The 25,611-nt window shown below is 59.7% G+C and carries 21 protein-coding genes; 8 read left to right on the top strand and 13 right to left on the bottom strand.

The features are described 5' to 3' along the window. Nucleotides 1–92: 92 nt before the first annotated feature. The 5 genes from LVY75_06005 to LVY75_06025 form a co-directional block, all read right to left on the bottom strand. Nucleotides 93–1,658, bottom strand: a complete 1,566-nt coding sequence (locus LVY75_06005; GenBank protein XAZ19705.1) for a SpoVR family protein — start codon at nt 1,656–1,658, stop codon at nt 93–95. Then, nucleotides 1,655–2,932, bottom strand: a complete 1,278-nt coding sequence (locus LVY75_06010; GenBank protein ID XAZ19706.1) for a YeaH/YhbH family protein — start codon at nt 2,930–2,932, stop codon at nt 1,655–1,657. Before LVY75_06010 ends, LVY75_06005 begins: the two co-directional genes overlap by 4 nt. Before the next feature lie 37 nt (nt 2,933–2,969). Next, nucleotides 2,970–4,913 (bottom strand): PrkA family serine protein kinase, encoded by a 1,944-nt coding sequence (locus tag LVY75_06015; protein ID XAZ19707.1) that lies wholly within the window; start codon nt 4,911–4,913, stop codon nt 2,970–2,972. Between the two features lie 461 nt (nt 4,914–5,374). Next, nucleotides 5,375–6,742: a sigma-54 dependent transcriptional regulator gene (locus tag LVY75_06020; protein ID XAZ19708.1), complete on the bottom strand. Its 1,368-nt coding sequence runs from the start codon at nt 6,740–6,742 to the stop codon at nt 5,375–5,377. Beyond that, complete coding sequence (locus tag LVY75_06025; protein ID XAZ19709.1) at nt 6,739–8,616, bottom strand: sensor histidine kinase; 1,878 nt, start codon at nt 8,614–8,616, stop codon at nt 6,739–6,741. The genes LVY75_06020 and LVY75_06025 overlap by 4 nt, the downstream gene beginning before the upstream one ends. Nucleotides 8,617–8,823: 207 nt before the next feature. On the opposite strand from LVY75_06025, the gene LVY75_06030 reads away from it, so the two are divergent. Beyond that, on the top strand, nt 8,824–10,158 hold the full coding sequence (locus tag LVY75_06030; GenBank protein XAZ19710.1) for a dicarboxylate/amino acid:cation symporter: 1,335 nt from the start codon (nt 8,824–8,826) through the stop codon (nt 10,156–10,158). 103 nt (nt 10,159–10,261) lie between these two features. Here LVY75_06030 and ugpC read toward each other — a convergent pair whose 3' ends face one another. From ugpC to LVY75_06050, 4 genes are all read right to left on the bottom strand, one after another. Further along, nucleotides 10,262–11,335 (bottom strand): sn-glycerol-3-phosphate ABC transporter ATP-binding protein UgpC, encoded by a 1,074-nt coding sequence (gene ugpC, locus LVY75_06035; protein XAZ19711.1) that lies wholly within the window; start codon nt 11,333–11,335, stop codon nt 10,262–10,264. Nucleotides 11,336–11,356: 21 nt separating this feature from the next. Beyond that, on the bottom strand, nt 11,357–12,241 hold the full coding sequence (locus LVY75_06040) for a carbohydrate ABC transporter permease (protein ID XAZ19712.1): 885 nt from the start codon (nt 12,239–12,241) through the stop codon (nt 11,357–11,359). Beyond that, nucleotides 12,234–13,157, bottom strand: coding sequence for a sugar ABC transporter permease (locus LVY75_06045; GenBank protein XAZ21337.1), 924 nt, complete (start codon nt 13,155–13,157; stop codon nt 12,234–12,236). The genes LVY75_06040 and LVY75_06045 overlap by 8 nt, the downstream gene beginning before the upstream one ends. A gap of 99 nt (nt 13,158–13,256) precedes the next feature. Continuing rightward, nucleotides 13,257–14,531, bottom strand: a complete 1,275-nt coding sequence (locus LVY75_06050; GenBank protein ID XAZ21338.1) for an extracellular solute-binding protein — start codon at nt 14,529–14,531, stop codon at nt 13,257–13,259. Nucleotides 14,532–14,784: 253 nt separating this feature from the next. Here LVY75_06050 and LVY75_06055 point away from each other — a divergent pair, with 253 nt between their 5' ends. The 5 genes from LVY75_06055 (at nt 14,785) to LVY75_06075 (ending at nt 18,413) form a co-directional block, all read left to right on the top strand. Then, entirely contained in the window at nt 14,785–15,984 is a 1,200-nt protein-coding gene (locus tag LVY75_06055; protein ID XAZ19713.1) for an ROK family transcriptional regulator, read from the top strand. 31 nt (nt 15,985–16,015) lie between these two features. Continuing rightward, nucleotides 16,016–17,119, top strand: coding sequence for a Gfo/Idh/MocA family oxidoreductase (locus tag LVY75_06060; protein XAZ21339.1), 1,104 nt, complete (start codon nt 16,016–16,018; stop codon nt 17,117–17,119). Between the two features lie 19 nt (nt 17,120–17,138). Beyond that, complete coding sequence (locus LVY75_06065) at nt 17,139–17,780, top strand: ThuA domain-containing protein (GenBank protein ID XAZ19714.1); 642 nt, start codon at nt 17,139–17,141, stop codon at nt 17,778–17,780. A gap of 131 nt (nt 17,781–17,911) precedes the next feature. Then, nucleotides 17,912–18,064 carry a hypothetical protein gene (locus tag LVY75_06070; GenBank protein XAZ19715.1) on the top strand — a complete coding sequence of 51 codons (153 nt, stop codon included), beginning with the start codon at nt 17,912–17,914 and terminating at the stop codon, nt 18,062–18,064. Nucleotides 18,065–18,083: 19 nt separating this feature from the next. After that, entirely contained in the window at nt 18,084–18,413 is a 330-nt protein-coding gene (locus LVY75_06075; protein ID XAZ19716.1) for a hypothetical protein, read from the top strand. On the opposite strand, the gene LVY75_06080 is transcribed toward LVY75_06075, so the two are convergent. After that, the gene (locus tag LVY75_06080; GenBank protein XAZ19717.1) at nt 18,403–19,299 is read right to left on the bottom strand and encodes a LysR family transcriptional regulator; all 897 of its coding nucleotides are present in this window, start codon (nt 19,297–19,299) and stop codon (nt 18,403–18,405) included. The genes LVY75_06075 and LVY75_06080 overlap by 11 nt on opposite strands. Before the next feature lie 174 nt (nt 19,300–19,473). Between LVY75_06080 and LVY75_06085 the strand changes: the two genes are divergently transcribed. Continuing rightward, nucleotides 19,474–20,250 (top strand): class I SAM-dependent methyltransferase, encoded by a 777-nt coding sequence (locus LVY75_06085; protein XAZ19718.1) that lies wholly within the window; start codon nt 19,474–19,476, stop codon nt 20,248–20,250. 5 nt (nt 20,251–20,255) lie between these two features. Here the strand turns inward: LVY75_06085 and LVY75_06090 are convergent, their stop codons facing one another. Further along, on the bottom strand, nt 20,256–21,584 hold the full coding sequence (locus LVY75_06090) for an LLM class flavin-dependent oxidoreductase (GenBank protein ID XAZ19719.1): 1,329 nt from the start codon (nt 21,582–21,584) through the stop codon (nt 20,256–20,258). A gap of 309 nt (nt 21,585–21,893) precedes the next feature. Here LVY75_06090 and LVY75_06095 point away from each other — a divergent pair, with 309 nt between their 5' ends. Next, nucleotides 21,894–23,111 (top strand): SfnB family sulfur acquisition oxidoreductase, encoded by a 1,218-nt coding sequence (locus tag LVY75_06095; protein XAZ19720.1) that lies wholly within the window; start codon nt 21,894–21,896, stop codon nt 23,109–23,111. Between the two features lie 68 nt (nt 23,112–23,179). Here the strand turns inward: LVY75_06095 and LVY75_06100 are convergent, their stop codons facing one another. Further along, complete coding sequence (locus LVY75_06100) at nt 23,180–24,388, bottom strand: acyl-CoA dehydrogenase family protein (protein XAZ19721.1); 1,209 nt, start codon at nt 24,386–24,388, stop codon at nt 23,180–23,182. Nucleotides 24,389–24,464: 76 nt separating this feature from the next. Continuing rightward, nucleotides 24,465–25,511, bottom strand: a complete 1,047-nt coding sequence (locus tag LVY75_06105; protein ID XAZ19722.1) for a substrate-binding domain-containing protein — start codon at nt 25,509–25,511, stop codon at nt 24,465–24,467. Nucleotides 25,512–25,611: the final 100 nt, after the last annotated feature.

The following is a 25,611-nucleotide window of genomic DNA, read 5'->3' on the forward strand; positions in this document are numbered from 1 at the left end:
GCACGCCCCCATCTAGAACGTTGATCCCAACTACGCTGCCTGTCCAATCACGTTTGAAGAATCCGATCTCTTGAGAAGTCTACCCCACGCATTCACGCGAATTCGCTTTGTCTCGAAAAGGTCCGAGGATGGGCGATGTGCTTCCGGACGATACTCTCCTTGCTGTCGAGTTCTTCCAGCAGAACGTCATAGCTCCAGAGATCGGCAAGGTGCTGCAGGACGAGCTTCAGATCTTCCTCTTCCAGGAACTCGTCATTGGTTGCTCGGTGCTGCAACAGCAATCTGCGGTCGCCGGCAAGATCGACGTCGACGATCTCAATCGCCGGGTCGGTATGACCGATATCGTAGTCGCGGGAGAGTTGCCGGCGAATACGCCGATAACCGCGCTCATCATGGATCGCGGAAACCAGGATGCCTTCCTGAATCTCCGGATCGTCGTGGAGGTGGAACATGCGCCACCGCCGCATGAGGCTTGGGCTCAGGAACTGGCTGACGAAGCTCTCGTCGCGATAATTGGCCCAGATATCACGCAGGACCGCCATCGGGTCGCCCCGCCCGGCAATATCCGGGAACCAGTCGCGGTCTTCGCCGGTCGGCTCCGTCACGATACGCTCGATATCCTGCATCATCGCAAAACCGAGCGCGTAAGGATTGAAGCCCGAGAACCGCCGATCATCATACAACGGTTGGAACACGACATTGGTGTGCGATTTCAGAAACTCGAAATAGTTGCCGTCGCTGATCTGACCGCGCTCGTGCAGGCGCTGCATGATATTGTAGTGGACGTAGGTGGCTGTACCCTCGTTCATCACCTTGGTCTGGCGCTGAGGGTGAAAATACTGGGCGACGTGGCGAACGATGCGCAATATCTCGCGCTGCCAGGAATGGAGCCGAGGCGCAGATTTTTCGAGGAAGTAAAGGATATTGTCCTGCGGCAAGCCGAGCGCGGCACGCCGGCGCTCGAGATCGCGGTCTGACTTGTTGCGTTTGTTACCGGTCGGCACGGTGCGCCAAAGATCGTTGAAGATCTTTTCCTCGTGAGCGCGGCGCTCCTGCAGCCGCTTTTCCTCCTGCCTGAGGTCCACCTGGGTCTTGCCGGCGTAGCGGTGCACCCCGTGCGACATCAGCGCATGTGCGGCATCGAGCGTGCGTTCGACGGCCGCTTCTCCGTATCGTTCTTCGCAACGGGAGATGTAGCTCTTGGCGAAATCGAGATAGTCGAGAATGCCCTCGGCATCGGTCCAGAGCTTGAACAGATAATTGTTCTTGAAGAAGTGGTTATGGCCGAAGGCAGCGTGCGCTATTACCAATGTCTGCATGGTCGCCGTATTCTCTTCCATGAGATAGGAGATGCAGGGCGAACTGTTGATAACGATTTCATAGGCGAGGTCGCGCATGCCGCGGCGGTAGAAGGCCTCGTGATGGGCAAAATGCTTGCCGAAGGACCAGTGGCGATAGAAGAGTGGCATGCCCGTCGAGGAATAGGCATCGAGCATCTGCTCGGATGTGATGACCTCGATCTGGTTCGGGTAGACATCGAGCCCCAGTTCCCCAAGCGCGATATCCTCACAGGCATCATGAATGCGCTGTAGGGTCGGAAAATCCCAGTCAGCGCCTTCGAAAAGGAGCTTTTCCTTGTGCCGCGTGCTGATTTTCATGGCGTAGCCCCTGCCGTGGCAGCCTTTTTCTGAAACAGGTCGTGGAAAACAGGGAATATCTCGTTCTTGCGGCAGACCTTGCGCATGGCAAGAGGCAATGCAGCAGAGCGGATTTCCTGATAGAGCGCCCAGAGCGGTGACCTCGACGTCGAGGAATCTCCATCTTCCTCACCGACTTCGATATAGGCGAAGTACTGGCAGACCGGCAGGATTTCCTGCTGCAGCAGTTGCCCCGTCAGAGCACCGTCGGAATAGGAGTTGTCGCCATCGGAGGCCTGCGCCGCATAGATATTCCACTCCGTCGGATCGAAGCGCGCAGCAACGATCGAGCGCATCACCGCCAGCGCACTGGAAACCAGCGTGCCGCCTGTCGCCGGGCTATAAAAGAAAGTCTCCTCATCGACTTCCTCTGCCTTTTCCGTATGACGGATGAAAACGATCTCCACCTTCTCGTAACGCTGCGACAGGAAGAGGTAGAGGAGCAGGTAAAAGCGCTTGGCGAGATCCTTCATATGCTCGCTCATGGAACCGGAAACGTCCATGAGGCAGAACATCACCGCTTTGACGACAGGCTTGGGCGTATTCTCAAAACGCCGGTAGCGGACGTCGAGCGGGTCGATGTAGGGGATACGCTTGCTCTTGAGCGTCAAGGCCTTCAGCCTGTCTTCAAGTACGACGCGTTCTTCCGCATCATCGCATTCGTCGATCTGCTTCTGAAGCGCCTCTATTTCCTCCGCCTTCGGGCGATGAAGCGCCAGGCGGCGCATCATGGCAAGGCGTGTTGTGCGCCCGACGGCAATGTTGGAGGGGGAGCCGGAAACGGAAAAACCGGCTCTTTGCGGTGTCACCTCCTCGGTTTCGCTCAGCCGGCGCTTGGCAAGGTCGGGCAGTTCCAGGTCTTCGAGGAAGATGTTGAGGAATTCCTCTCGGGTCAGTACGAAGCGGAAACCGTCTTCGCCGTCGCCCTCCCCCGCCTCGGACGAACGTCCGCCTCCCGATGCCGGTGGACGCTTTATGAAGTCGCCCTCTACGAATTTCTGATTGCCGGGAAGGATGCGATCCTGGACTCCCCCACCGCCCCGGTGAAGACCCGGTTCGGTCATGCCGCCGATTGGAAGAGTGACTTCACCGCCATCAAGCACATCGCGGATGGAGCGGTTTTGCAAAGACCGTTTAACCGCTTGTTCTACGGCGTCCTTGGCACGCCGTAGAAACCTTTGTCGATTTTCCAGACTTTTACCGCGCGGGTTAAGCCGCCGGTCTATGATGTGCATGTTTGCTCCTACCTGGGTACTCGCTCCGACGGCCTACCTAACTCGCCTGCTTGACGCGCATGTACCATTCCACCAGCCGGCGAACCTGCCGTTCCGTGTAGCCCCGCGCCACCATGCGCGAGACGAATTCGCTATGCTTCTTTTCGGTCTCACTATCCTTCTTCGATCCGAAAGAGATGACCGGCAGCAAATCCTCGACTTGCGAGAACATACGCTTCTCGATGACTTCCCGGATCTTCTCATAGCTCGTCCAGGAAGGATTCTTGCCGCCATTGGCAGCCCGCGACCTCAAGGAGAACTTGACGATCTCGTTGCGGAAATCCTTGGGGTTGGCGATGCCCGCCGGTTTTTCGATCTTCGTCAGCTCCTGGTTCAGAAGTTCGCGATCGAGCAGCTGACCAGTATCCGGGTCCTTGAAATCGGTATCCTCGATCCAGGCGTCCGCGTAATCGACATAGCGGTCGAACAGGTTCTGACCGTAATCGGAATAGGATTCCAGATAGGCCTTCTGGATCTCGTTGCCGATGAACTCCGCGTAACGCGGTGCCAATTCGGCCTTGATGAATTCCATGTAGCGCTTTTCCGTCTCCTCGCCATACTGCTCGCGGCGGATAGCCTGTTCCAGAACATACATCAGATGCACAGGGTCCGCACCGATATCCGTCGTGTCGTGGTTGAAGGTCGACGCAAGAACCTTGAACGCGAAACGTGTCGATATTCCGTCCATGCCCTCATCGACACCGGCAGCATCCCGATATTCCTGCACGCTTCTGGCACGCGGATCAGTTTCCTTGAGGCTTTCGCCGTCATAGGAGCGCATTTTCGAGAAAAGATTGGAATTCTCATGCTTGCGAAGCCGTGACAGCACGGAGAAACGAGCCAGCATCTCCAATGTCGCCGGTGCACATGCCGCATCGGCTAGCTCCGATCCTTCGATCAGTTTTTCGTAGATCTTCTGTTCCTCAATCACCCTGAGGCAATACGGAACCTTGATGACGCAGATGCGGTCGATGAAGGCCTCGTTGTTCTTGTTGGCCTTGAAGGTTTGCCACTCCGCTTCGTTCGAATGGGCAAGGATGATGCCAGAGAAGGGAATCGCACCGATGTTTTCGGTGCCCATGTAGTTGCCTTCCTGCGTCGCCGTCAGCAGCGGATGCAGCATCTTGATCGGCGCCTTGAACATTTCCACGAATTCCAGCACGCCCTGATTGGCGCGGTTGAGACCGCCGGAATAGCTGTAGGCATCAGGATCGTTTTGCGAATAGTGCTCGAGCTTGCGAATATCGACCTTGCCGACCAGCGACGAGACATCCTGATTGTTTTCGTCACCCGGCTCGGTCTTTGCAATCGCGATCTGTCGAAGCCTTGAGGGCTGGATCCTGACGACCCGGAAGCGGGAGATATCACCATCGAATTCGTCGAGCCGCTTAAGGCACCACGGGCTCATCAAACCGCTGAGGCGACGAGTCGGGATGTCGTATTCTTCAAGCAGCATCGGCCCCATGGCTAGGGGATCAAAAAGGTTGAGGGGGCTTTCAAAGACCGGGCTCAGTTCGTCACCGGCTTTTAGAACATAGATGGGGTTGACTTCCATCAGTTGCTTCAGACGCTCTGCAAGCGAAGACTTACCACCGCCGACCGGGCCGAGCAGGTAAAGGATCTGCTTGCGCTCCTCCAGACCTTGGGCCGCGTGCCTGAAAAAGGAAACGATCCGCTCGATCGTCTCCTCCATGCCGAAAAACCCTTCGAAGGCGGGATAGGTTCGGATGGTCCTGTTCATGAAAACCCGGCCGAGCCGCGAATCCTTGGCGGTATCGATGATTTCGGGTTCGCCAATTGCCGAAAGCAGCCGCTCGGTCGCGTTGGCGTAGGCCATCGGATCTTTTTTACACAAGGCAAGATAGTCTGCTATAGACATATCCGTCTCTCGCCGAGACTCGTAGTTACGGGTGAACGCATCAAATAGGGAGTTGTTCAGCATAGGCCCTCCTATAAAGGTCTGCCTCAGCGATTTTCGCCTTCGCTAAGTAAGATGGTGCGCCAATGTTTCGAAAGATCAAGGTCCTCCTCGGCGGAAATAAGACATGGTCGACATTCCGGCATCGCTACACAAAAAAGTGCGCGTAACTTGCCAATTTGATCCTCGAAATCTGACGGCCTCTATAGCTTTGCGACCGTGCCGGGAGTATTATTCGCGCGCGGTTTAAAAGAGGACGCCGCGCACCTTCACGCCGATGACACGAATATGTGTCGGTGCCGCTCAAAAGGCCACCTGATTCGCTGGAGCGAGAATTTCTCGCCTTCCAAAAAAGACAGCTGTCTTCAAGAACTCCGCAAGAAAGCCAGCAGTGGTTGAGAATTGGCCTCAACCCAGTCTTTATGGTTGCGGCTCGTTGTTACATAGCAATCTGTGCAGCGACCTGTTCTGCGGCAACCGACGCGTCAGCTTTCGGGCTTTGACGAGCTGAACGCAGCCCGTTCGATGCCGTGCCGCTGCAGTTTGTCGTAAAAGGTCTTGCGTGGAATGCCGAGGGTTTCGATTGTCCGGCGTACGTCGCCATCGTTCCGGGTCAGCGTCTCGCGGATGATATCGGCCTCATAGCGGTCCATCCTCGCCGGCAGAGGCAAGGGGGCATCTTTGTTTTCAACCCCGTTTTGCCTCGGCTCCACCGGCACCGCTTCAAGACCGAGGACGAAGCGTTCAGCGAAATGAGAGAGTTCGCGCACATTGCCCGGCCAGTCATGGCTCTTCAGGTGGCGGTGCAGTTCGGGCGAAGCGACGGGTACCGGACGCTTGAAGCGGGTGGCGGCCCGTTCGGTGAAGTGGGCGAAGAGGAGCGGGATGTCGTCGCGCCGGTCGCGCAGCGGCGGGATGCTGATCGTCACGACATTGAGCCGATAATAGAGATCCTCGCGGAAATCGCCGCGCTCGCGCGGATCGCCGAGATCAACCTTGGCCGCAGCCACGACACGCAGGTCGACCGGCCGCACCTCGTTGGTGCCGAGTGGCATGACTTCGCGCATTTCCAGGACGCGCAGCATCTGCACCTGGGCGGGGGCCGGCATGCTTTCGATTTCATCGAGAAACAACGTCCCACCGCTCGAATGTTCGATGCGGCCGATGCGTTTCTTCTGGGCACCCGTGAACGCCCCGGCTTCGTGACCGAAGAGTTCGCTCTCGATCACCGTTTCAGGCAGGGCGCCGCAATTCAGCGCGACGAAGTTTCCCTTCGAACGACGGCTCCAGCGATGCAGCAGGCTTGCCACCACTTCCTTGCCGCTGCCGGTTTCGCCAGTCACCAGGACGTCGACATCGGTGTCGGCGATCTGCCGGAGCGTTCGTCGCAGGCGCTCCATGGCAGGCGTCTGGCCAATCAGCGGCAGATCGCCCTGCGCCTGTTCAGCCGCGTCGCGCAGCGACCGGTTGTCGAGCACGAGCCGGCGTTTTTCGGCGGCGCGGTGCACGCTTTGCACCAGCCTGTCGGCTGCAAAAGGCTTGGTGATGAAGTCATAGGCCCCATCCTGGATTGCCTTGACGGCCATCGGGATATCGCCATGCCCTGTGATCAGGATCACGGGAAGGTCTTCATCGAGGCGACGGATTCGATCGAAGAGCTGCAATCCGTCGACATGCGGCATGCGGATATCGGAAACGACGACACCCGAGAACTCCGCGCTCAGATCCTTCAGAGCTTCCGTAGCGGCGGAAAAGGTCGAAACCGAAAAGCCGGCAAGCTCCAGCGTCTGTTTCGTCGCCTTCAGGAGATCCTTGTCGTCATCGATAAGGAAGACGGGGATAGTTTCACTCATGCCTGTGCCTTCTGCAGATAGACGGTAAAGCGGGTGCCGCTCTCGTTGCTGTCGACCTCGATACGGCCGCCATAATCGGCAACGATATCCTTCGAGATGACGAGGCCAAGGCCAAGGCCCTTTTCCTTGGAGGTATTGAAAGGCGAAAAGAGCGAGCCGAGGATGTCCGCAGATATGCCTGGGCCGTTGTCGACGACGCTCACCGCCACCTCGTTGCCCATCTCCTCGCAAAAGACCTCCACCTTTGCGCCATTGCGGCCCTCCAGCGCCTCCAGCGCGTTCTGAAAGAGATTGATCAGCACCTGCTCCAACCGGATGCGATTGCCGGTTACCTTCAGATCGGCAGAAGGCAGCTTGATATCGAGCGCATCCAATCGGCCAGCAAAACGGCTCCGCAGCAGAACGACCGCGCCTTCGATGACCGCGTGCAGTTCTATCGGCTCCGCCGCGGTGCGACCCTTGCGGGCAAAAGCCTTCAACTCCTCGGTGATGGCACCGATGCGTTCCGTCAGGCTGGCAATCGCACCGAGATTGTCGTCGGCCGAATCCGGCTGCCTACGTTTGAGGAAGGTGCGGGCATTGTCGGCATAAGCACGGATAGTCGCGACCGGCTGATTGATCTCATGTGCCACGCCGGCGGCAACCTGCCCCAGGATCGCCAGACGGTTCGCCTGCACCAGCTCCTGTTGAACCACCTGCAGCCTCGCTTCGGTGGCGCGATGGTCGGTTATCTCCTCCTGCAGGCGATCACGGGCGCGGCTCAGGTCCTGCGTGCGCTCCAGTACCCGACGCTCCAGCTCCTCGCGCGCGGCGCGCTCGGTCGCAATACGCATGACGGCGATCTGGCGGCGGCGCAGCAGAAACGTCATGATCGCGAGCACGGGAATGAGGGCTGCCAATGTCAGCAGTCGCCATTCGCGCACGGAAGAGGCTATCGGCGCCTCGGTCGGCACCAGATATTCGAGTTGCCAGGTTGTTGATGGCACCTCCGTGCGCAATCGCAGGAACTCGCCCTCCCCGGCGCCCGGCATGATGGCGTGGACGATCGCGGCCCCAGGCCTCAGTTCCTGCCGTTCGTCGATCGGCAGTGGCAACAGCGGCGCCTCGCCGAATTGTAAGCTCGTCCTGATCGCCGCAAGGCTTTCCTGCGGCAGAGGCTTGGCCGTCATAAAACGCCAGGACGGCAAGCTGGTGATCAGCACGACGCCGTGCTCATCGATGACATAGGCCGGCCGGGCTGCATCGCGCCAGTCGGATTCCAGCTGATCGAACTCCATCTTGACGACGACGACGCCAAGCGGAGCCGCAGCATCCCCGACCCGTCGGGAAATATAGAGCCCCGGCCGGTTGCTGACATTGCCAAGAGCAAAATGCTCTGCCGTACCATTTTCCATCGCACGGCGAAAATAATCACGGAAGGAATAGTCGTTGCCTACAAAGCTCAGAGGCTCCTGCCAGTTGCTGGAAGCGATTGCGATACCGTTCCTGCCGGTTACATAGAGAACCGAGGCGCGGGTGCCGGCGACAAGGCTCTGAAGCTTGCGATCAAGCCCCATGACGGCCTCCCCCTGTCCTGATGCCAGAGCGTCTCGCACCTGCTGGTCATCTGCAAGGAGCAGCGGCAGAGCCCGGGGCCCCTCCAGCACGGCACGCAGCAGCGCCACCTTGAGATTGGCGTCGGTCTGCCCCTGATCCTCCAGTGCCGCAATTGCCTGCAGTCGACCATAGACGCCGGCGCCGTAAAGGGCCGTGCCGATCAGAATGGCCGCGAGCGCCGCAAAGACCAGCCAGACCGACCGGGAGCGCCGGCCAAGCTGTTCAGGCGTCAGGAAACGTTCGTTTGCATTCCTCTGGAGCATGGCCGCATTGTGCATGTTTTCGCACGATCGACAAATCACTTTGTGCGAAAACTCGCACTACCTCATCTGCATCAACCAGTCCCATTCAACAATATCAATGAATTAGGAAATCAGAGGAAACTGGCACGCGCGTTGCAAAACAAGTCCTCATCAGTCGGGAGGCTGTTTGACCATCATGACTTGGCCGTCGCCCTATTGGCGTCCGGCATAGTGGAGGACACCATGGATATTGCAATGCACGCCGCTGCAGATCGCGGCAAAACTCCCTTTTACCGGCACCTCTACGTGCAGGTTCTCGCCGCCATCGCGGCCGGCATTCTGCTCGGCCACTTCTACCCGTCTCTCGGCGCTTCGCTGCAGCCGCTCGGAGACGCGTTCATCAAGCTTGTGCGCATGGTGATCGCGCCCGTCATCTTCCTGACCGTCACGACCGGCATTGCCGGCATGGCAGATCTCAAGAAGTTCGGCCGCGTGGTCGGCAAGGCGCTTGGCTACTTCCTTGTCTTCTCGACGCTGGCGCTCGTCGTCGGCCTCGTCGTTTCCAACGTGCTGCAGCCAGGCGCCGGCATGCATATCGATCCGGCGACGCTCGATACGAAAGCCGTCAACAACTACGCCGCTCAGGCCCATGACGCGACAATCGTCGGCTTCCTGATGAACATCATCCCGGACACGATCGTCGGCGCTTTCGCCAAAGGCGACATCCTGCAGGTGCTGTTCTTCTCCGTCGTCTTCGGCATCGCGCTCGGCTCTGTCGGCGAACGCGGCAAGCCAGTTCTCGACTTCTTCCAGGTTCTGACAGCTCCAGTCTTCCGCCTCGTCGCGATCCTGATGAAGTTCGCCCCGATCGGCGCCTTTGGCGCCATGGCCTTCACGATCGGCAAATATGGCATCGGCGCGATCGCCAACCTCGCCTTCCTGATCGGTACCTTCTATCTGACCTCGCTGCTCTTCGTGCTGGTCGTACTCGGCGCGGTCGCCCGTTATAACGGCTTCTCCATCCTGGCGCTGCTGCGCTATATCAAGGAAGAGCTGCTCTTGGTGCTCGGCACCTCGTCGTCTGAAGCCGCCCTGCCCGGTCTGATGAACAAGATGGAACGCGCCGGCTGCAAGCGCTCGGTTGTCGGTCTCGTCATTCCGACCGGCTATTCCTTCAATCTCGACGGCACCAATATCTATATGACGCTGGCGGCACTCTTCATCGCCCAGGCGACGGATACGCATCTGAGCTTCGGCGACCAGATCCTGCTGCTGCTCGTGGCGATGCTGAGCTCCAAGGGTGCCGCCGGCATTACCGGCGCCGGCTTCATCACGCTTGCCGCCACACTCTCGGTCGTTCCCTCGGTTCCGATCGCCGGCATGGCGCTCATCCTCGGCATCGACCGCTTCATGTCGGAATGCCGCGCGCTGACCAACCTCGTCGGCAATGCGGTTGCCACCATCGTCGTTGCCCGCTGGGAAAACGAACTCGACCAGACCCGTTTTGCCGCGGCGATGGCCGGCAATCTGCGCGATGAGAGCGACCTGCTCGCCCCGGTGGCAGTGCCCGCCGAGTAAACAGCGAGACAAGAATAATCCGCCGCCAGTCAGACGATTGGCGGCGGATTTCATTTGAGATCGATTGGACGGGCCAACGAAGCCCGCTCGCTATCTCTTAAACTTAGAGCGCCAGACCCGTACCCCGGTCGAAAATATGGACCTGCTCGCTGGAAATATTGGCTTCGAAACGCGCACCGTAGCGGGCAGCATAATCCCCATCCACCACAGCGGTGACCGGCTGACCGGCGAGATCGAAGACGACATGCGTCTGGGCGCCCGTCGGCTCGACCAGCAAGGTCTGCCCGGCAAGCGCATTTCCGTCCCTGCCGCCGGGTGTCAAATGTTCAGGACGAAGGCCGACGGTCACTGCCTGGCCGGGGCGAACCTTGCGGTCAGGCGCGATACGGATCGCAGTCCCGTCCGAAAGACGTGCGGCCGGCCCGCCACCCTCACCTTCGACGACGCCTTCGATGAGGTTCATCGCCGGAGAGCCGATAAAGGCGGCGACGAAGAGATTGGCCGGCTTCTTGTAGAGTTCGAGGGGCGTGCCCTCCTGCTCGATCTTGCCCTGGTTCAGGACGACGATGCGGTCGGCAAGCGTCATCGCCTCGATCTGGTCGTGGGTAACGTAGATCGAGGTCGTCTTGACCTTCTGGTGCAGCGTCTTGATTTCCGAGCGCATCTGCACGCGCAGCTTCGCATCGAGATTGGAGAGCGGCTCATCGAACAGGAAAACGGCCGGATTGCGCACGATGGCGCGGCCCATGGCGACTCGCTGGCGCTGGCCACCGGAAAGCTGTGCAGGCTTGCGATCCATCAGTTTCGTCAGATCGAGCATGCGGGCGGCCTCGGCCACACGCTGCTCGATCTGCGGCTTGGGAAGACCTGATAGTTTCAAATTGAAGCCCATGTTTTCGGCGACCGTCATATGCGGATAGAGCGCATAGGACTGGAACACCATGGCGATGTTGCGCTCGCGCGGCGTCAGCTCATTGACGACGGCGTCATCGATCATGATCTCGCCGTCGGTGATTTCCTCAAGGCCGGCGATCATGCGCAGCAGTGTGGATTTGCCGCAGCCGGAGGGGCCGACGAGGGCGACGAACTGTCCATCCTCGATCGACAGCGAGATATTGTGGATCACATCGAGCGATCCATAGGCCTTGCGGATATTCTTCAGTTCGACGGACGCCATGTGCGTGTCTCCTATGCGGGCTCAGGACTTCACCGCACCAGCTGTCAGGCCGGCGATGATGTGCTTCTGGGCGAGGAAAAAGACGATGATGGTCGGCAGGATGGTCAGCGTGATGAACGCCAGGATGAGATGCCAATCGGTGGCGAACTCGCCTCTATAGACCATGATGCCGAGCGGCCAGGGATAGAGGCTCTCGGAATTGAGCATGATCAGCGGCACGATATAGCTATTCCAGCTGCCAACGAAGGAGATGATGCCGACGGTGGCGACGATCGGGCGCGAGAGCGGCAGCGATATGTGCCAGAAGAAGCGCATGTAGCCGCAACCATCGACAAAAGCCGCATCGAAGAGCTCTGACGGCAGGTTCCGGAAATAATTGCGGAAGAGCATGATACTCATGCCGAGCCCGAAGGCCACCTGCGGCAGCACCACGCCCCAATAGGTATTGAGAAGCCCGAGATCGCGGATGCGGATGTAAAGCGGCAGGATCGCGGTGGCGGCCGGGAACATCAGCCCGATCAGGAAGTAGTTGACCAGATAGGTCGAGCCGAAGAAACGGATATGGGCAAAGCAGAAAGCGGCCATGGCGCCCAGCGTCAGCGTCAGGAAAACTGTGAGCAGGGCGATCAGCAGCGAATTGCCCATCTGCAGCCAATAGCGCTGGCTGACGATGATGTCGATGTAGTTGCTCCACTGCCATACCGTCGGCAGACCGAAGGGATTGCCGCGAAGGTCGGACAGCGTCTTGAAGCCGCCGAGCGCGGTGCTGATCAACGGGATGACGACGAGGCCGGCAACGATCAGCAGTGAGACATACATGTAGATCTGCGTGCCGGTACGGACCTTGCGGCCAGCGCTGTTTGCCGTGGTGGCGTCGATGGGTGGTGCGGTCGAGATATCAGTCATTGCGCATGAAAATCCGCTTGTAGCTGAAGGCGAGCGTGACGCAGATCACGAACAGCACGACACCAACGGCGCTGCCGAAACCGACCTGCATGCGGGTCACCCCGAAATTGTAAAGGAAGGTCACCATGGTCTGCGTCGAGTTCGACGGACCACCGCCGGTCAGCGGCATGATCATGTCGAAGAGCTGCAGGGAGCCGACGACACCGAAGAAGACCGAGAGGCGAACCGTGGAGCCGAGTAGCGGCAAGGTTACGTGCCGGAATTTCTGCCAGCCGGTCGCACCATCGATATCGGCAGCTTCCAGCACGCTTTTGTCGATCGCCTGAAGGCCGGCAATGAAGACCATCATGTGAAAGCCGAAATACTTCCAGACGATAACGCCGAGAATGGCATACATGGCAACGTTGCGATCGGCCAGCCAGAAGGGCGGCTCGACGCCGATCATATGCGAAATGCCCGCAACGAGGCCGAAATCGCCATCATAGACGAAGCGCCAGATCATGCCGGCGGCAACGTCGGCGAGAACATAGGGCAGGAAGAAGATCAGCCGGAAGAAGAGCGCGCCCTTGATCTTGCTGGAAACCATTGTCGCAAGCCATAGCGCCAGCGGAATCTGCACACAGAGCGAGATAAGGACGATCAGGCCATTATTGACGAGCGCCTGGGTGAAGGCACCGTTGCGGAAGATGAGCTGGTAGTTACGGAAACCTACCCATTGCGTCGGGTTGCCGTAGCCGTTCCAGTTGTAGAAGGAATACCAGGCGGCTTCGCCCATCGGCACGATGACGAGCAGGGTGAAAAGCATCAATGCGGGCGGCAGGAAAAGGATCAGTACCGGCCATTTGCTGTGAGCCAGCGAACGCTTGTGCCGGCGCGGCGCAACTTTGGCGCTCGTCCCTGCCACATTTGCTGACATGAAAGTATCACTCATTGGTCTCTAGGACTCCTCGGGCGAATTCGCGACTGCGCCGCGAGTGAGAAGAAGCCGGCGCTCTGCTTGAGCGCCGGCGGATTTTTACTTCGCTTCGAGCGAGTAGGCGTCCTGGATCTGCTGGGCGGCGTCGGCCGGCGATGTCGAACCGGAGACAATGTCCATCGTCATGTCGTTGACGACACCGCCGACATTCGGACCGAGATCCTGATCGAGGAAGTTCTGGTGCCAGGTTTCCTGATCGAGAGCCACCGCACTGTCCTTCAGAAGCACATTCTGAACGCCATCGGCCGAGCCCTTGGCGACAGGAATGATGCCGGTCTTCTGGGCCAGCAGTTTCTGATTTTCCGGGTTGCCGAGGAATTTCAGGAATTCCTCGGTTTCCGGGGGCGCATTCTTGGTGACCACCCAACCGTTCAGACGGCCAAGATAGTCGGTTGCCACACCGGGAGCACCTTCAACGACCGGGAACGGGAAGCGGCCGATATTGTCGTCCGGCTGGCCCTTGCCGCTGGTCGAGCTGGCGCGCGAGGTGTCGTTGGTGTTTTCAAAGCCGAGCAGCATCGCCGCGCGGCCATCGCCGAAGGCAGCAAGCGCGTCGTTCCAGGTGGCACCGAGATAACCATTCTGGAAGGGTTCGAGCTTGCCGAGCTCGGCAAGATGCTCGCCGGCCTTCACGAAGGCCTCACCGGCGAAACCATCACCCTCGCCGGCCTTGGCCTTTTCGAAACCGTCGTGACCGGCTTCGCGCATGGCGAGATAACCCCAGTAGAAATGGATCGGCCACTTGTCGCCACCGCCGCCGGCGATCGGCACGATGCCTGCGGCCTTGAGCGTCTTCACAGCGTTAAGGAAGTCACCCCAGGTCTTGATTTGGGTGGCGTCGACATTGGCCTTCTTGAACAGTTCCTTGTTGTAGAAGAAGGAGACGAGGCCGGTCTTGTAGGGCGCTGCCCAGACCTTGCCGTCGAAAGTCATGCCATCGATCGTCGCGGCGCTGGTGCCGTTGCGCCATGCGCCTCCATCGGCGTCAAGCGCGGCATCGATCGGCCGCAGCATTCCGGTCTCGGCCTGCGCCTTCAGCACGCCGCCGCCCCAGGTGTAAAAAAAGCTCGGCGCCTCGTTTGACTGCAGCAGCGTCGGCAGCTTGGCCTTGAAGGCCTGGTTTTCAAGGAACTGCAGTTCGATCTTCACGCCAGGATGGCTCGCTTCGAAGTCTTTGGCGAGCTTGTTCCACACTTCGATGGTGCCCGGAACCTGCTCCAGGTGGAGCCAGCGGATGGTCGTATCGGCGGCAGCCGTTACCGTCGATGCGCAGTAGCCGGCAACAGCAATTGCGATCGCCGACAGCATGTTCATGCGATGAGTTTTGGTGGTCAGCACGTGGCACTCCTCCCGAGGCGCTTTATTTCTGTATCCGGATTAAATAATCGCAGCCTTTGCCTCTCTGTCAATACCCTGCCTGAAAAAGCGGCAAAGGATGCGCAAAATGATGCAATTACGGAAATTTCTATTGCGCGATTGCGAAAATCAGATCTACAACAAGGCGAATTTAATTTGCCTCTCGAAAAAAATCGTGGGGCCCTATGACAGTTTAGGTGCGCACGAGACGATGAAGACTGCCGATCCTGAATTGATGCGTGCCATCAACCGCTTGAACGTGCTGGATACGATCCGGCGCCACGGCCCGATCTCCCGCATCCAGATCAGCGAACGCACTGAATTGTCCACGACGACAGTTTCGGCCATTACCGCCTCGCTTCTCGACGACGGGCTCATTTTGCCGATTCACGAGGGCGATATCCGCAACGAGGCGGTGCGTGGCAGGCCGCGGGTCATGCTTGAGGTCAATCCGGATGCTGCCCGCGTCGTCGGCGCCAAGATCGCAGCCAGCCGCATGATCTTCGTCGTGACCAATTTCCGCGGCGACGTGCTCTCCAAGCTCACCCTGCCGATCCGCATTGATCGACAGCCAATTGCCGTGATTGCCGACCTCATCGAGGATGGAGTGCGACGCTGCGTCGTCGATATCGGCCTCTCGCTCGATGATATAGACAGCATCTGCCTGGCACTTCCCGGCGTCATCGAACACCGTACCGGCCACATCCGTTCGAGCCCCATATTCCGCGAAGTCAACATTGATTTTGCTGCGGAAATGTCCGCCCGCCTGTCGACGCCGACGATCATCGAGAGCGACGCACATGCCGTAACGCTTGGCCATCACTGGTTCGGCAAGGCCCGTGATCTCGAAGACATGGTGCTGATCTCGCTGGAGCAGACGCTCGGTCTCGGCGTGCTGCACGACAATCAGCTCTTTCGCGGCGCCGGCGGCCTCAGCCACAATCTGGGCGACCTGGTTCTCGGCATGGGCCAGCAAGGCGTCGTCAGACTTTCCAGTCAGGCCGGCGAAAGTGCCATTCTCGGCGAACAGCAGGCCGATGGACGCTTTGCCGAAGCGGTGCGCCTCGGCCGCGGAATGACGCATGTGCAGGCGCTGATCCAGGCCGACGACGACCGGCTCATTGCCGCGGCCGTGCGCGCCGGCGAGGCGGTGGGGCTGACAATCGCCAATATCGTCACGCTGTTTGCACCGCCACGCGTCATTCTCGTCGGCTCCTCGCTTGCGCTGGGTGAGCCCTTCCTCAACAGCCTGCGGGATGCCTATTCTCTGGCTATCCCACCGTCTCTCAAAGGCGTCAGCGAACTCGTCTTCGACGATTCGACCGACGATTTCTGGGCGCAGGGTGCAGCCGCTGTCGCCCTTTACGAACTCTACGAATCGCCTTGGAGCACAACAGGGCCTGCGCTTTGACGCGCAAAAACCAGTATTTATGGAGGACATGATGGAAAAAGTCGGTATCGGCATCATTGGATGCGGAAATATTTCGGGCGCCTATCTGAAGGCGATGACATCGGCATTTCCGATCCTCGAGATCCGCGGTCTGGCCGACCTCAATCGCGAACTTGCAGAGGCTAAGGCCTCGGAATTCAACCTTCAAGCCCGCACGGTCGATGAGCTTCTCGCTGATCCTAAGGTCGAGATCATCGTCAACCTGACCATTCCGAAGGCCCATGTCGCCGTCGGGCTGCAGGCATTGGATGCTGGCAAGCACACCTATTCGGAAAAGCCGCTGGGGATTAATTTCGCGGAAGGGAAAAAATTGGCGGATGCCGCAAAGGCCAAGGGCCTGCGCATCGGTGCGGCCCCCGACACGTTCCTTGGCGGCGGCCATCAGACTGCCCGCGCACTGATCGACGAGGGCGTGATCGGCATCCCGGTCGGCGGGACCGCGACCTTCATGTGCCCCGGCCATGAGCGCTGGCACCCGAACCCGGCCTTCTACTATGAAGTTGGCGGCGGCCCGATGCTCGACATGGGTCCCTATTACATCACCGATCTCGTCAACCTGCTCGGACCGGTCGCCAAAGTCGCCGGCTTTGCGGTGACCCCGCGCAAAGAGCGCATCATTTCCAGTGAGCCGCGCAACGGCGAGCGCATTCCGGTTCATATTCCGACGCATGTCGCCGGCGTCATGGCTTTCGCCAACGGTGCTGTCGTGCAGATCGGCATGAGCTTCGATGTCGCCGGCCACAAGCACGTGCCGCTCGAAGTCTACGGCACCGAAGGCACGCTGATCGTGCCGGACCCCAACCGCTTCGCCGGCCCGGTTGAATATCTGAAGAAGGGCGGCGAGTTTGAGGACCAGCCGGTGACCCTGCCCTATGCCGACGGCAACTATCGCTCTCTCGGTGTGGCCGATCTCGCCCATGCGATCCGGTCGAACCGGCCGCATCGCGCAAACGGCGATCTGGCGCTGCATGTGCTCGAAGTCATGGAAGCCTTCCAGAAGGCATCCGACGCGGGCAGCACTGTAAGCCTTACCACGACAACGGAGCGCCCTGCTCCGCTTTCTCAATCCCTCGTCGACGGACTGCTCGGCAAGTAATTTTCAGGAGGAATACACGATGCGTGAAGCACTGATCGTCTGGGGCGGCTGGGCCGGCCACGAACCGGAACAATGCGCCGCAATCATCAAGGACATTCTCGAGGATGACGGCTTCAAGGTCTATGTGGAGCACAGCACGGAGGCCTTTGCCGATCCGTCGATCCATGATCTCAGCCTGATCGTCCCCGTTATCACCATGTCGAAGATCGAGAAGGAAGAGGTGAAGAACCTCGCTGCCGCGATCGAAAGCGGCGTCGGCATCGCGGGTTATCACGGCGGCGCCGGCGACAGCTTCCGTGAGTCGACCGACTACCAGTTCATCATCGGCGGCCAGTGGGTTGCCCATCCCGGCAACATCATCAACTACACCGTCAACATCACCCGGCCGGACGACCCGCTGATGGAGGGGATCACTGATTTCCCCTACAATTCCGAGCAGTATTACATGCATGTCGATCCCTCGAACGAGGTGCTGGCGACGACGACCTTCACCGGCGAACATGCCTATTGGATCGACGGCGTGACGATGCCGGTCGTCTGGAAGCGCAAATACGGCAAGGGCCGCGTCTTCTATTCCTCGCTCGGCCATGTCGCCAAGGAATTCGACGTGCCGCAGATGAGGACGATCTTCCGTCGCGGCGCCAATTGGGCAGCTCGTTGATCGCCTGATATCAGGGCTGCCGGCTTCTCGCCGGCGGCCCACATGAAAAGCGCATATTTGGGCATGACACGGGTGCCAAACCCGTCGATATGCGTTACTGCTGTAGGAAGGACGAACCAGACAGCAAGACCATGAGCGACAACGTTATCAAGTTTCGCAAGCCGAAGCCCCCGCCAAAAGCTCCCAATCCCCTGCTCCGCAAGCTCATGATCATCGCTGCGGTCATCGTCGTGTTTGCATTGGCCTGGATCTATGTCCAGGTCACCGGCGTGCCGCCGCAATAATCCAGCGAGGGATAGTCCGATGAGCGTTCGCCCGCCGCAATCCTTCAGGCAGTCCTTTTCGGCCGAAGGCGGGGTGAATGTACTCGAATACGAGCTCATGTCGGAGCGCGCCAGTTCACTCGGGCGCAACGGCCTCAAAGTCGAATCGGCCCTCTCTGCCCTGAAGGCCTGGAATCCCGATCGCCACACCGCCGAGCAACGCGAAACGCTGGTCAACGACGCTTCGGACGCCGTTTGGGCGCTCTTTGTCCAACGCGAGATTTGCGGGCTGCGGAACAATAAGGATATTGTCCAGCGATACGGCATTCCCGGCGAGGTGCTGGCACGAGTTGGCGTCGTCAGGAAATAGCGGCTGGCGCCGGATGCGAGAGCGGGAATGCGCGCGCCTCCTTTTCCAGCCATTCGCAGAAGAGCGAGGATTTGCGGTTTCGCCTCGCCCGGCGCAGCGCCACATATTCATGGCCGCTTTCGAGAAATCCATGCGGCGCTGCCAGCCGGCCGAAGCGGATATCATCCGTCACATAGGGCCAGGGAACAACGCAGACGCCAAGCCCGGCATTAGCCGCCTCCAGCATGAAATAGAAATGCTCGTATTCGACGCGGCCACCTGCTTCCAAGACAACACCGGAGCGCGCAAGCCAGTCGCCCCAGGCACGCAGCCGGCTACGCGTGTGAAGCCGCGCAGCACCACTGAAGCGCTTACCTACGGTCTCGGCCAGCGACGGTGACAGCACGGGGCCGGTCTGCTCCGGAAAGAGCGGGATGACATCTGCGCCGGCGGGCCAGGGCGCTGTTCCGACGCGGATCGCGACATCGAAACTGTCGCGAGCAAAATCCACCGGGCGCGAGGAGGCGGTCAAGCGCACATCGATATCGGGATACTCCGCCTGAAACCGATAAAGCCTCGGGATGAGCCAGCGCATGGTGAAAGTGCCGGGGCAGGATACATCGAGCGCGCCATCCTCGGTATCGGCGACGGCGCGAACGGAATTATCGATCTGGTCGAAGGCAACGTTCAGCCCCGACAGCAGCGTCTTACCGGCTTCGGTCAGACGCAGCCTGTTCTTCGGACCCTCGAAGAGGGGAACGCCGAGCACGTTTTCGAGATGCTGAATCTGACGGCTGACGGCGCTATGGGTGACATTAAGCTCATCGGCAGCAAGCGTCATGCGGCCGAGACGACCGGCGGCTTCGAAAGCACGCAGCGCATTGAGCGAGGGAATACGGCGAGCCATGTGCGTTTTCCGAACAATATCTGTTCGATCATATCGGTTTTCACACGGAATTCCATGGTGTTTATTATGGTTCGCGAACTATCGAATGCCTTTTCAGGAACAAAGGATGCTGGACTGCAACGCGTGCCGGCAATGGCGAAGCTTTGCTTTTGAAGCAATTTATGGAGAGTGATCGTGAACAGCAGACACAGTGACGGAAGTGCGGGCGACGCCAATTACGGCGTGATCGGCGCGAACTACTCAAGGTATCGGCAACCCGACCCGCATATCGCAGAGTTCATTCGTACAGCACTCGGCAATGCCGAGACCGTTCTGAATGTCGGCGCAGGCGCCGGCTCCTACGAACCGATCGACCGGAAGGTGACGCCGGTCGAACCGTCTGCCTCCATGCGCGCGCAGCGACCGGCACATCTGCCCGAGGCGATCGATGCGACGGCGGAAAAGCTGCCCTTCGCCGATCAGTCCTTCGATGCGAGCATGGCGACCTTCACCGTGCATCAATGGTCCGACCTCAAGGCCGGTCTTGCAGAAATGCGGCGCGTTTCGCGCGGTCCGGTGCTGGTCCTGAGCTGCGATCCCAATGAGCTGGAACGCTCATGGCTGTTCGACTATGCGCCGGAGATGATCTCCGTCGAGGCGAGCCGTTATCCGGCCATGCAGACTGTTGCCGACCACCTCGGCGGTACTGTCGAGATATTGCCCGTACCAATCCCATTTGCCTGCATCGATGGTTTCGGTGAGGCCTATTATGGGCGGCCGGAGCGTATGCTCGATCCCGGCTCCCGGCTCGCAAATTCGGCCTGGAGCTTTGTCGATCCATCGGTCGGCAAGCGTTTCGTAGCCGAGCTCGGCCGAGATCTTCAGGACGGCAAGTGGGATGCGCGCTATGGATATCTGCGCACGCAGCCCTTCTTCGAAGGGTCGCTGCGCCTGATCGTCGCCCGCCCCTGACGGCCTCAACTAAAGAACCGGTTCTCCGGTCGCGGCAGGCCGAGATGCTCGCGCAACGTCGTGCCCTCGTATTCCCTGCGGAACAGGCCACGGCGCTGCAACTCAGGCACCAGGCGCATGGTGACGTCATCCAGCCCCTGCGGCAGATAAGGGAAGACGACATTGAAGCCGTCGGACCCCTCTTCATCCAGCCAGCGCTCCATCTCGTCCGCAATGCTCTCGGGCGTACCAACGAAGGCAAGGCCGGAATAGCCGCCGTAACGCTGGGCGAGCTGGCGGACAGTCAGGTTTTCCTCCTGAGCCAGCTTGATGACCTGAGCGCGACCCGTCTTGCTGGCGTTTGTGTCGGGAATATCGCTGGGCAGCGGCGCATCCGGATCAAAGCCGGAGGCATCATGGCCAAGCGCGATCGAAAGCGAGGCGATGGCGCTGTCGTAGTGTACGAGGCTGTCGAGGGAAAGACGTTTGGCGCGGGCCTCGTCGATACTGTCGCCGATGACGACGAAGGCGGCGGGCAACAATTTCAGGTGATCGCGATTGCGGCCAATAGCCTGCATCCGGCCCTTGATGTCAGCGTAGAGTGCCTTGCCGCCGTCGAGGTCGCGCGGCGAACAGAAGACCACCTCGGCAGTTTCGGCAGCGAGCTGGCGGCCGGGATCAGACTGGCCGGCCTGCACAATGACGGGCCAGCCCTGAACCGGGCGGGCAATGTTCAGTGGCCCGCGCACGCTCAGTTCGTCGCCCTTGTGGTTGAGCACGTGCATTTTTTCGGGATCAAAATAAATTCCGCTCTCGCGGTCACGGATAAAGGCGTTGTCGGCAAAGCTGTCCCAGAGACCGGTGACAACATCGTAGAATTCGCGCGCCCGTTTGTAGCGCTCGCCATGTTCCACATGCTCGTCGAGACCGAAGTTGAGCGCCGCATCAGGATTGGACGTGGTGACGATATTCCAGGCGGCGCGACCATTGCTCAGATGATCGAGCGAAGCAAAACGGCGGGCGACATGATAGGGCTCTTCAAAAGTGGTGGATGCCGTTGCCGCAAGCCCGATCCTGTCGGTAACGGCAGCGAGCGCCGATAGCAGTGTGAAGGGCTCGAAAGAGGTGACGGTGTGGCTGCGCTTCAGCGCCTCAACCGGCATGTTGAGCACAGCCAGATGATCCGCCATGAAGAAGGCGTCGAATTTCGCGGCTTCGAGCTTCTGCGCGAAGGATTTGATGTGAGCGAAATTGAAATTGGCGTCTGGATAGGAACCCGGATAGCGCCATGCGCCGGTATGCAGGCTGACGGGACGCATGAAGGCGCCGAGGCGCAACTGCCGTGAACGGGTCATGTTTTTCCTCGTGGATCGGAGCGAAGCGACCGCCTGCCCACTGCTGAACGCGGATGCCGGAATGACGTATGCCTGCGTTTACGTAGGGGTTCGCGCGCCGTTATTCGAGATTGGTTCGCGTTTTTCCGGCAGTGATTTCATCGGCAAAGCGGTCAACTCGCGGTGATATGGACGGAGGCATAGGCTAGCCGCCGCCCGGGCCCCGGATAAGCAAGCACTTTCCATTTTCTATCGCATCTATAGAATTTATAATCTTACCTCTCGTGTTGATTTCTTTCACCCATACGACGGTCAGAACTGGAGAAATCGATGACGACCGTGCTCAGGCAACAAGACCAGATCCGGCCCGTGGCCGCCCGCATTGCCAGCGACGAGGAGGCACTTGCGACGGCCCGCGGGCTTGCCACCCAATTCGCCGCCACCGCCGTCGGGCGCGATGCTGAACGCCGGTTACCTTTCGCCGAACTCGACGCGCTTGCACAATCCGGCCTGCTGGCGATTGCGGTTCCCGCGCAATATGGCGGACTTGATGTCTCGAATGCCGTTCTGGCCGAAGTGACCGCGATCCTGGCGGAAGCAGATGGCTCGATCGGCCAGATCCCGCAGAACCATTTCTACATTCTGGAAGCCTTGCGGGTGGATGGCAGCGAGGAGCAGAAGCGGTATTTCTTCGGCAGGGCGCTTGCCGGTGACCGTTTCGGCAATGCGCTTTCGGAGCGCGGCACGAAGACCGTCGGCCACTATAATACCCGCATTGTCAGAGACGGACCCGGCTATCGCATCAACGGCGAGAAATACTACTCGACGGGCGTGTTGTTCGCTGACTGGGTCACCGTGTTCGCGCTCGATGAGGAGGACCGGCTTGTCATGGCCTTCGTGCCGAAGGGAACCGAGGGCGTCGAGATCATCGACGACTGGGACGGTTTCGGCCAGCGCACAACGGGCAGCGGCACGACGATCCTCAACAATGTCTATGTCCACGCCGATTCCGTCGTTCGTCACCACAAGGGCTTCGAGCGGCCGACGACCATCGGCTCGGTCGGCCAGATCGTCCATGCGGGCATCGATCTCGGCATCGCGCGGGCCGCTTTCGCTGAGACGCTCGAATTCGTGCGCACCAAATCCCGCCCCTGGATGGACAGCGGCGTGGAACGTGCCGCAGAGGATCCGCTGACGATCTCGAAGGTCGGACAGATCGCCATCCGGCTGGAAGCTGCTGCAGCACTCCTCGAACGTGCCGGTCAGAAAGTCGATGCGGCCCAGATCGAGACGACGGAAGCAACCGTCGTTGAAGCCACGCTTGCCGTCGCCGCTGCCAAGGTGCTGACGACCGAGATCGCCATCGAAGCGACCAATACGCTCTTCGAGCTTGCAGGCACCTCCGCCGTCAAGGCCGAACTCAATCTCGACCGGCACTGGCGCAATGCACGCACCCACACGCTGCACGATCCCGTGCGCTGGAAGTACCACGTCGTCGGCAATTATCACCTGAACGGCGTGATCCCACCGAAGAACGGCGCACTCTAACTCTCTCCTCAACTAAAACCCCATTTCCGTCACCGGAAATGGGGTTCTTTTCGCGACCACTCCCCGTCTCAGCTATAGAGGCTGACTTCGGGGATCTTGTCGTTCAGCACGAATTCGCCGACTTCCTTGGCCTTGTAGAAGACCGGATCGTGCAGCGTATGGGTGCGCACATTGCGCCAGAAACGGTCGAAGCGATATTTCTCCGCCGTGGAGCGCGCGCCAGTTAGTTCGAAGAGGCGAGACGTGATATCGAGCGAGACATGGGTGGCGTGCACCTTGGCGGCATAGGCTTCCGCCGCCGCCTCGCCGCGCTCACGGGCGGTGACAGCATGGCCCTTTGCAAGTCCTGCCTGGACAGTCGCCGCTGCCGCATCGGCCAGGGCGGCGGAGGCTTTCAGCGCGGCGGTGAACTCACCAACCCGCTCCAGGATATAGGGATCGTCCGCAGCCCGCTCGACGCCCGAAGTGACCCAGGGACGCGTCGTCGTGCGCACATAGTCGATGGCAGTCTGGAGCGCGCCTTCAGCGCTGCCGAGATAGAAGTTGACGAAGACGAGCTGGATCAGCGGCGTGTTGAAGGTGGAAAGTACCTGCGGGGCGGCATCGGGAGCAACCGGGACGCCAACGAAATCCTCCTCATAAACAGGGAAATCGTGGAACTCGACGCTGCCGCTGTCAGAGAGCCGCTGACCGAAATTGTCCCAGTCGTCATTGGCCTGATAGCCGGGCCGATTGGTCGGCACCGCGAAGCCGACGATCTTGTCGCCAAGCGCGGCGTTGGCATTGATGTAGTCGGAGACATGAGCGGCGGTGGAGAAGGACTTACGCCCGTTCAGCACATAACCGTTACCGCGACGGGTTAGAACAAGACCTGGATCGCGCGGATTGACGGCAGCACCCCAATAGAGGTTTTTCGCCACGGTTTCAGTGCCTAGTGCATGAGCGCGGGTTTCGTCAAGCGCCCAATAGACATACTGGCTATTGACGAAGTGATAGCCGAGAAGCTGGCCGATCGAGCTTTCGCCGCGCGCCAGGATGCGCACGAGCCGCAAGCCATCCACCCAATCAAGGCCACCGCCACCGATCTTTTGATCATGTAGGGCATTCAGCAGACCGGCATTCTTCAGCTTGACGATCTCGGCAAGCGGTGGGCGACCTTCACGGTCGAGTTCGGCGGCGCGCCTGGAAAGATCGGCCGAGATGTCCTCAGCGCGGGCAAAGAGGTCCGCTCGCGTCGCGCTACGGTTGGTCGCGAAGACGACATTGGACTGGCTCATGGAATGAAACTCCGGTTTCTAGAAATGGGGCCGGCGGGGGCCGCACAACCCCCGCCGGAAGATCGAGGCAGGCAGCTTAGAAAAGCTTGTCCGGGATCCAGCTCGCGGTTGCCGCGTCGCTTGTGCTGAAGGCCGGGATTTTCTGCGCCAAATCCTCGATCGTCTTGACGCCGGCGGCACGCAGGCTTTCCTGCGTCAGGAGCGTCGGCTTGACTGTGATCTGATGCGGGATTTCCTGCCCGGCGATCTGAAGAGCGGCGGCACGAACGGAGACGGCACCGACAACAGCCGGATTGGTGGCGACGGTTGCAACCCAGGGGCTGCCCTCTTCGGTGATCTCCTGAATGTCGGCAGTGGAGACATCTGCCGAATAGATCTTCACCTTGCTCGCGATGCCAAGGTCATTGGCGGCGAGCTTCACGCCACGAGCAAACTCGTCATAGGGAGCGAAGACGACACTGATATCGGTGTTGGCGGTCAGCGCGGCTTTCGCCTGATCGGCCGTCGAGGTCGCCGTCGTATCGCTCACATTGCCGAAACGGGCCTTCTCGACGACGCCGGAATTCTCCGATTTGAACTTCTCCCAGACCTCGTTACGGCGGTCGAGCGGCGCGAAGCCTGCGACATAGACATAACCGGCCTTGAAGCTCTTGCCATTGTCCTTGACGACCTGTTCGAGCCCGAGCTGAGCGAGTTCATGGTCGCTCTGCTCCACCTGCGGCACCTTGGGATTGTTGAGGTTGACGTCGAAGGCAACGACCTTGATGCCCTTGTCCAGCGCCTGCTGGACGACATCGCCGAGCGATTCCGGCAGGCCGTGATCGACGACGATACCGGCTACGCCGAGATTGATCGCCTGCAGAATCTGCTCACGCTGCTCGGCGGCATCCTGCCGACCGGGAAACACACGCAGATCGATATCCAGCGCCTTGGCCTGGGCTTCCGCACCGGCCTGATAGGCCTGAAAGAAGTCACCCGCCGAGATGTAGCTGATCAGCGCCACCTTGACGCCGCCTTTGTCGAAGGGGGCCGGTGCGCCGTTGAGACCGGCGGCAAAGGAGGTCTGATAGAGAGTGAAAGAAATTGCGGCTGCAGAGAGCGCCAGCCGTGCGAGGGATTTCATCGTCGCGATCCTCTAGTCAATCGAGAGCGTCGTCTGACAGGTTGGCAGCTCCCTGCGACGCATGAAATTATTAGATATAAACTCTATGTTTTTAGTAGAT

This window comes from Sinorhizobium sp. B11, assembly GCA_039725955.1.
In the GTDB taxonomy this organism is placed as follows: Bacteria; Pseudomonadota; Alphaproteobacteria; order Rhizobiales; family Rhizobiaceae; genus Rhizobium.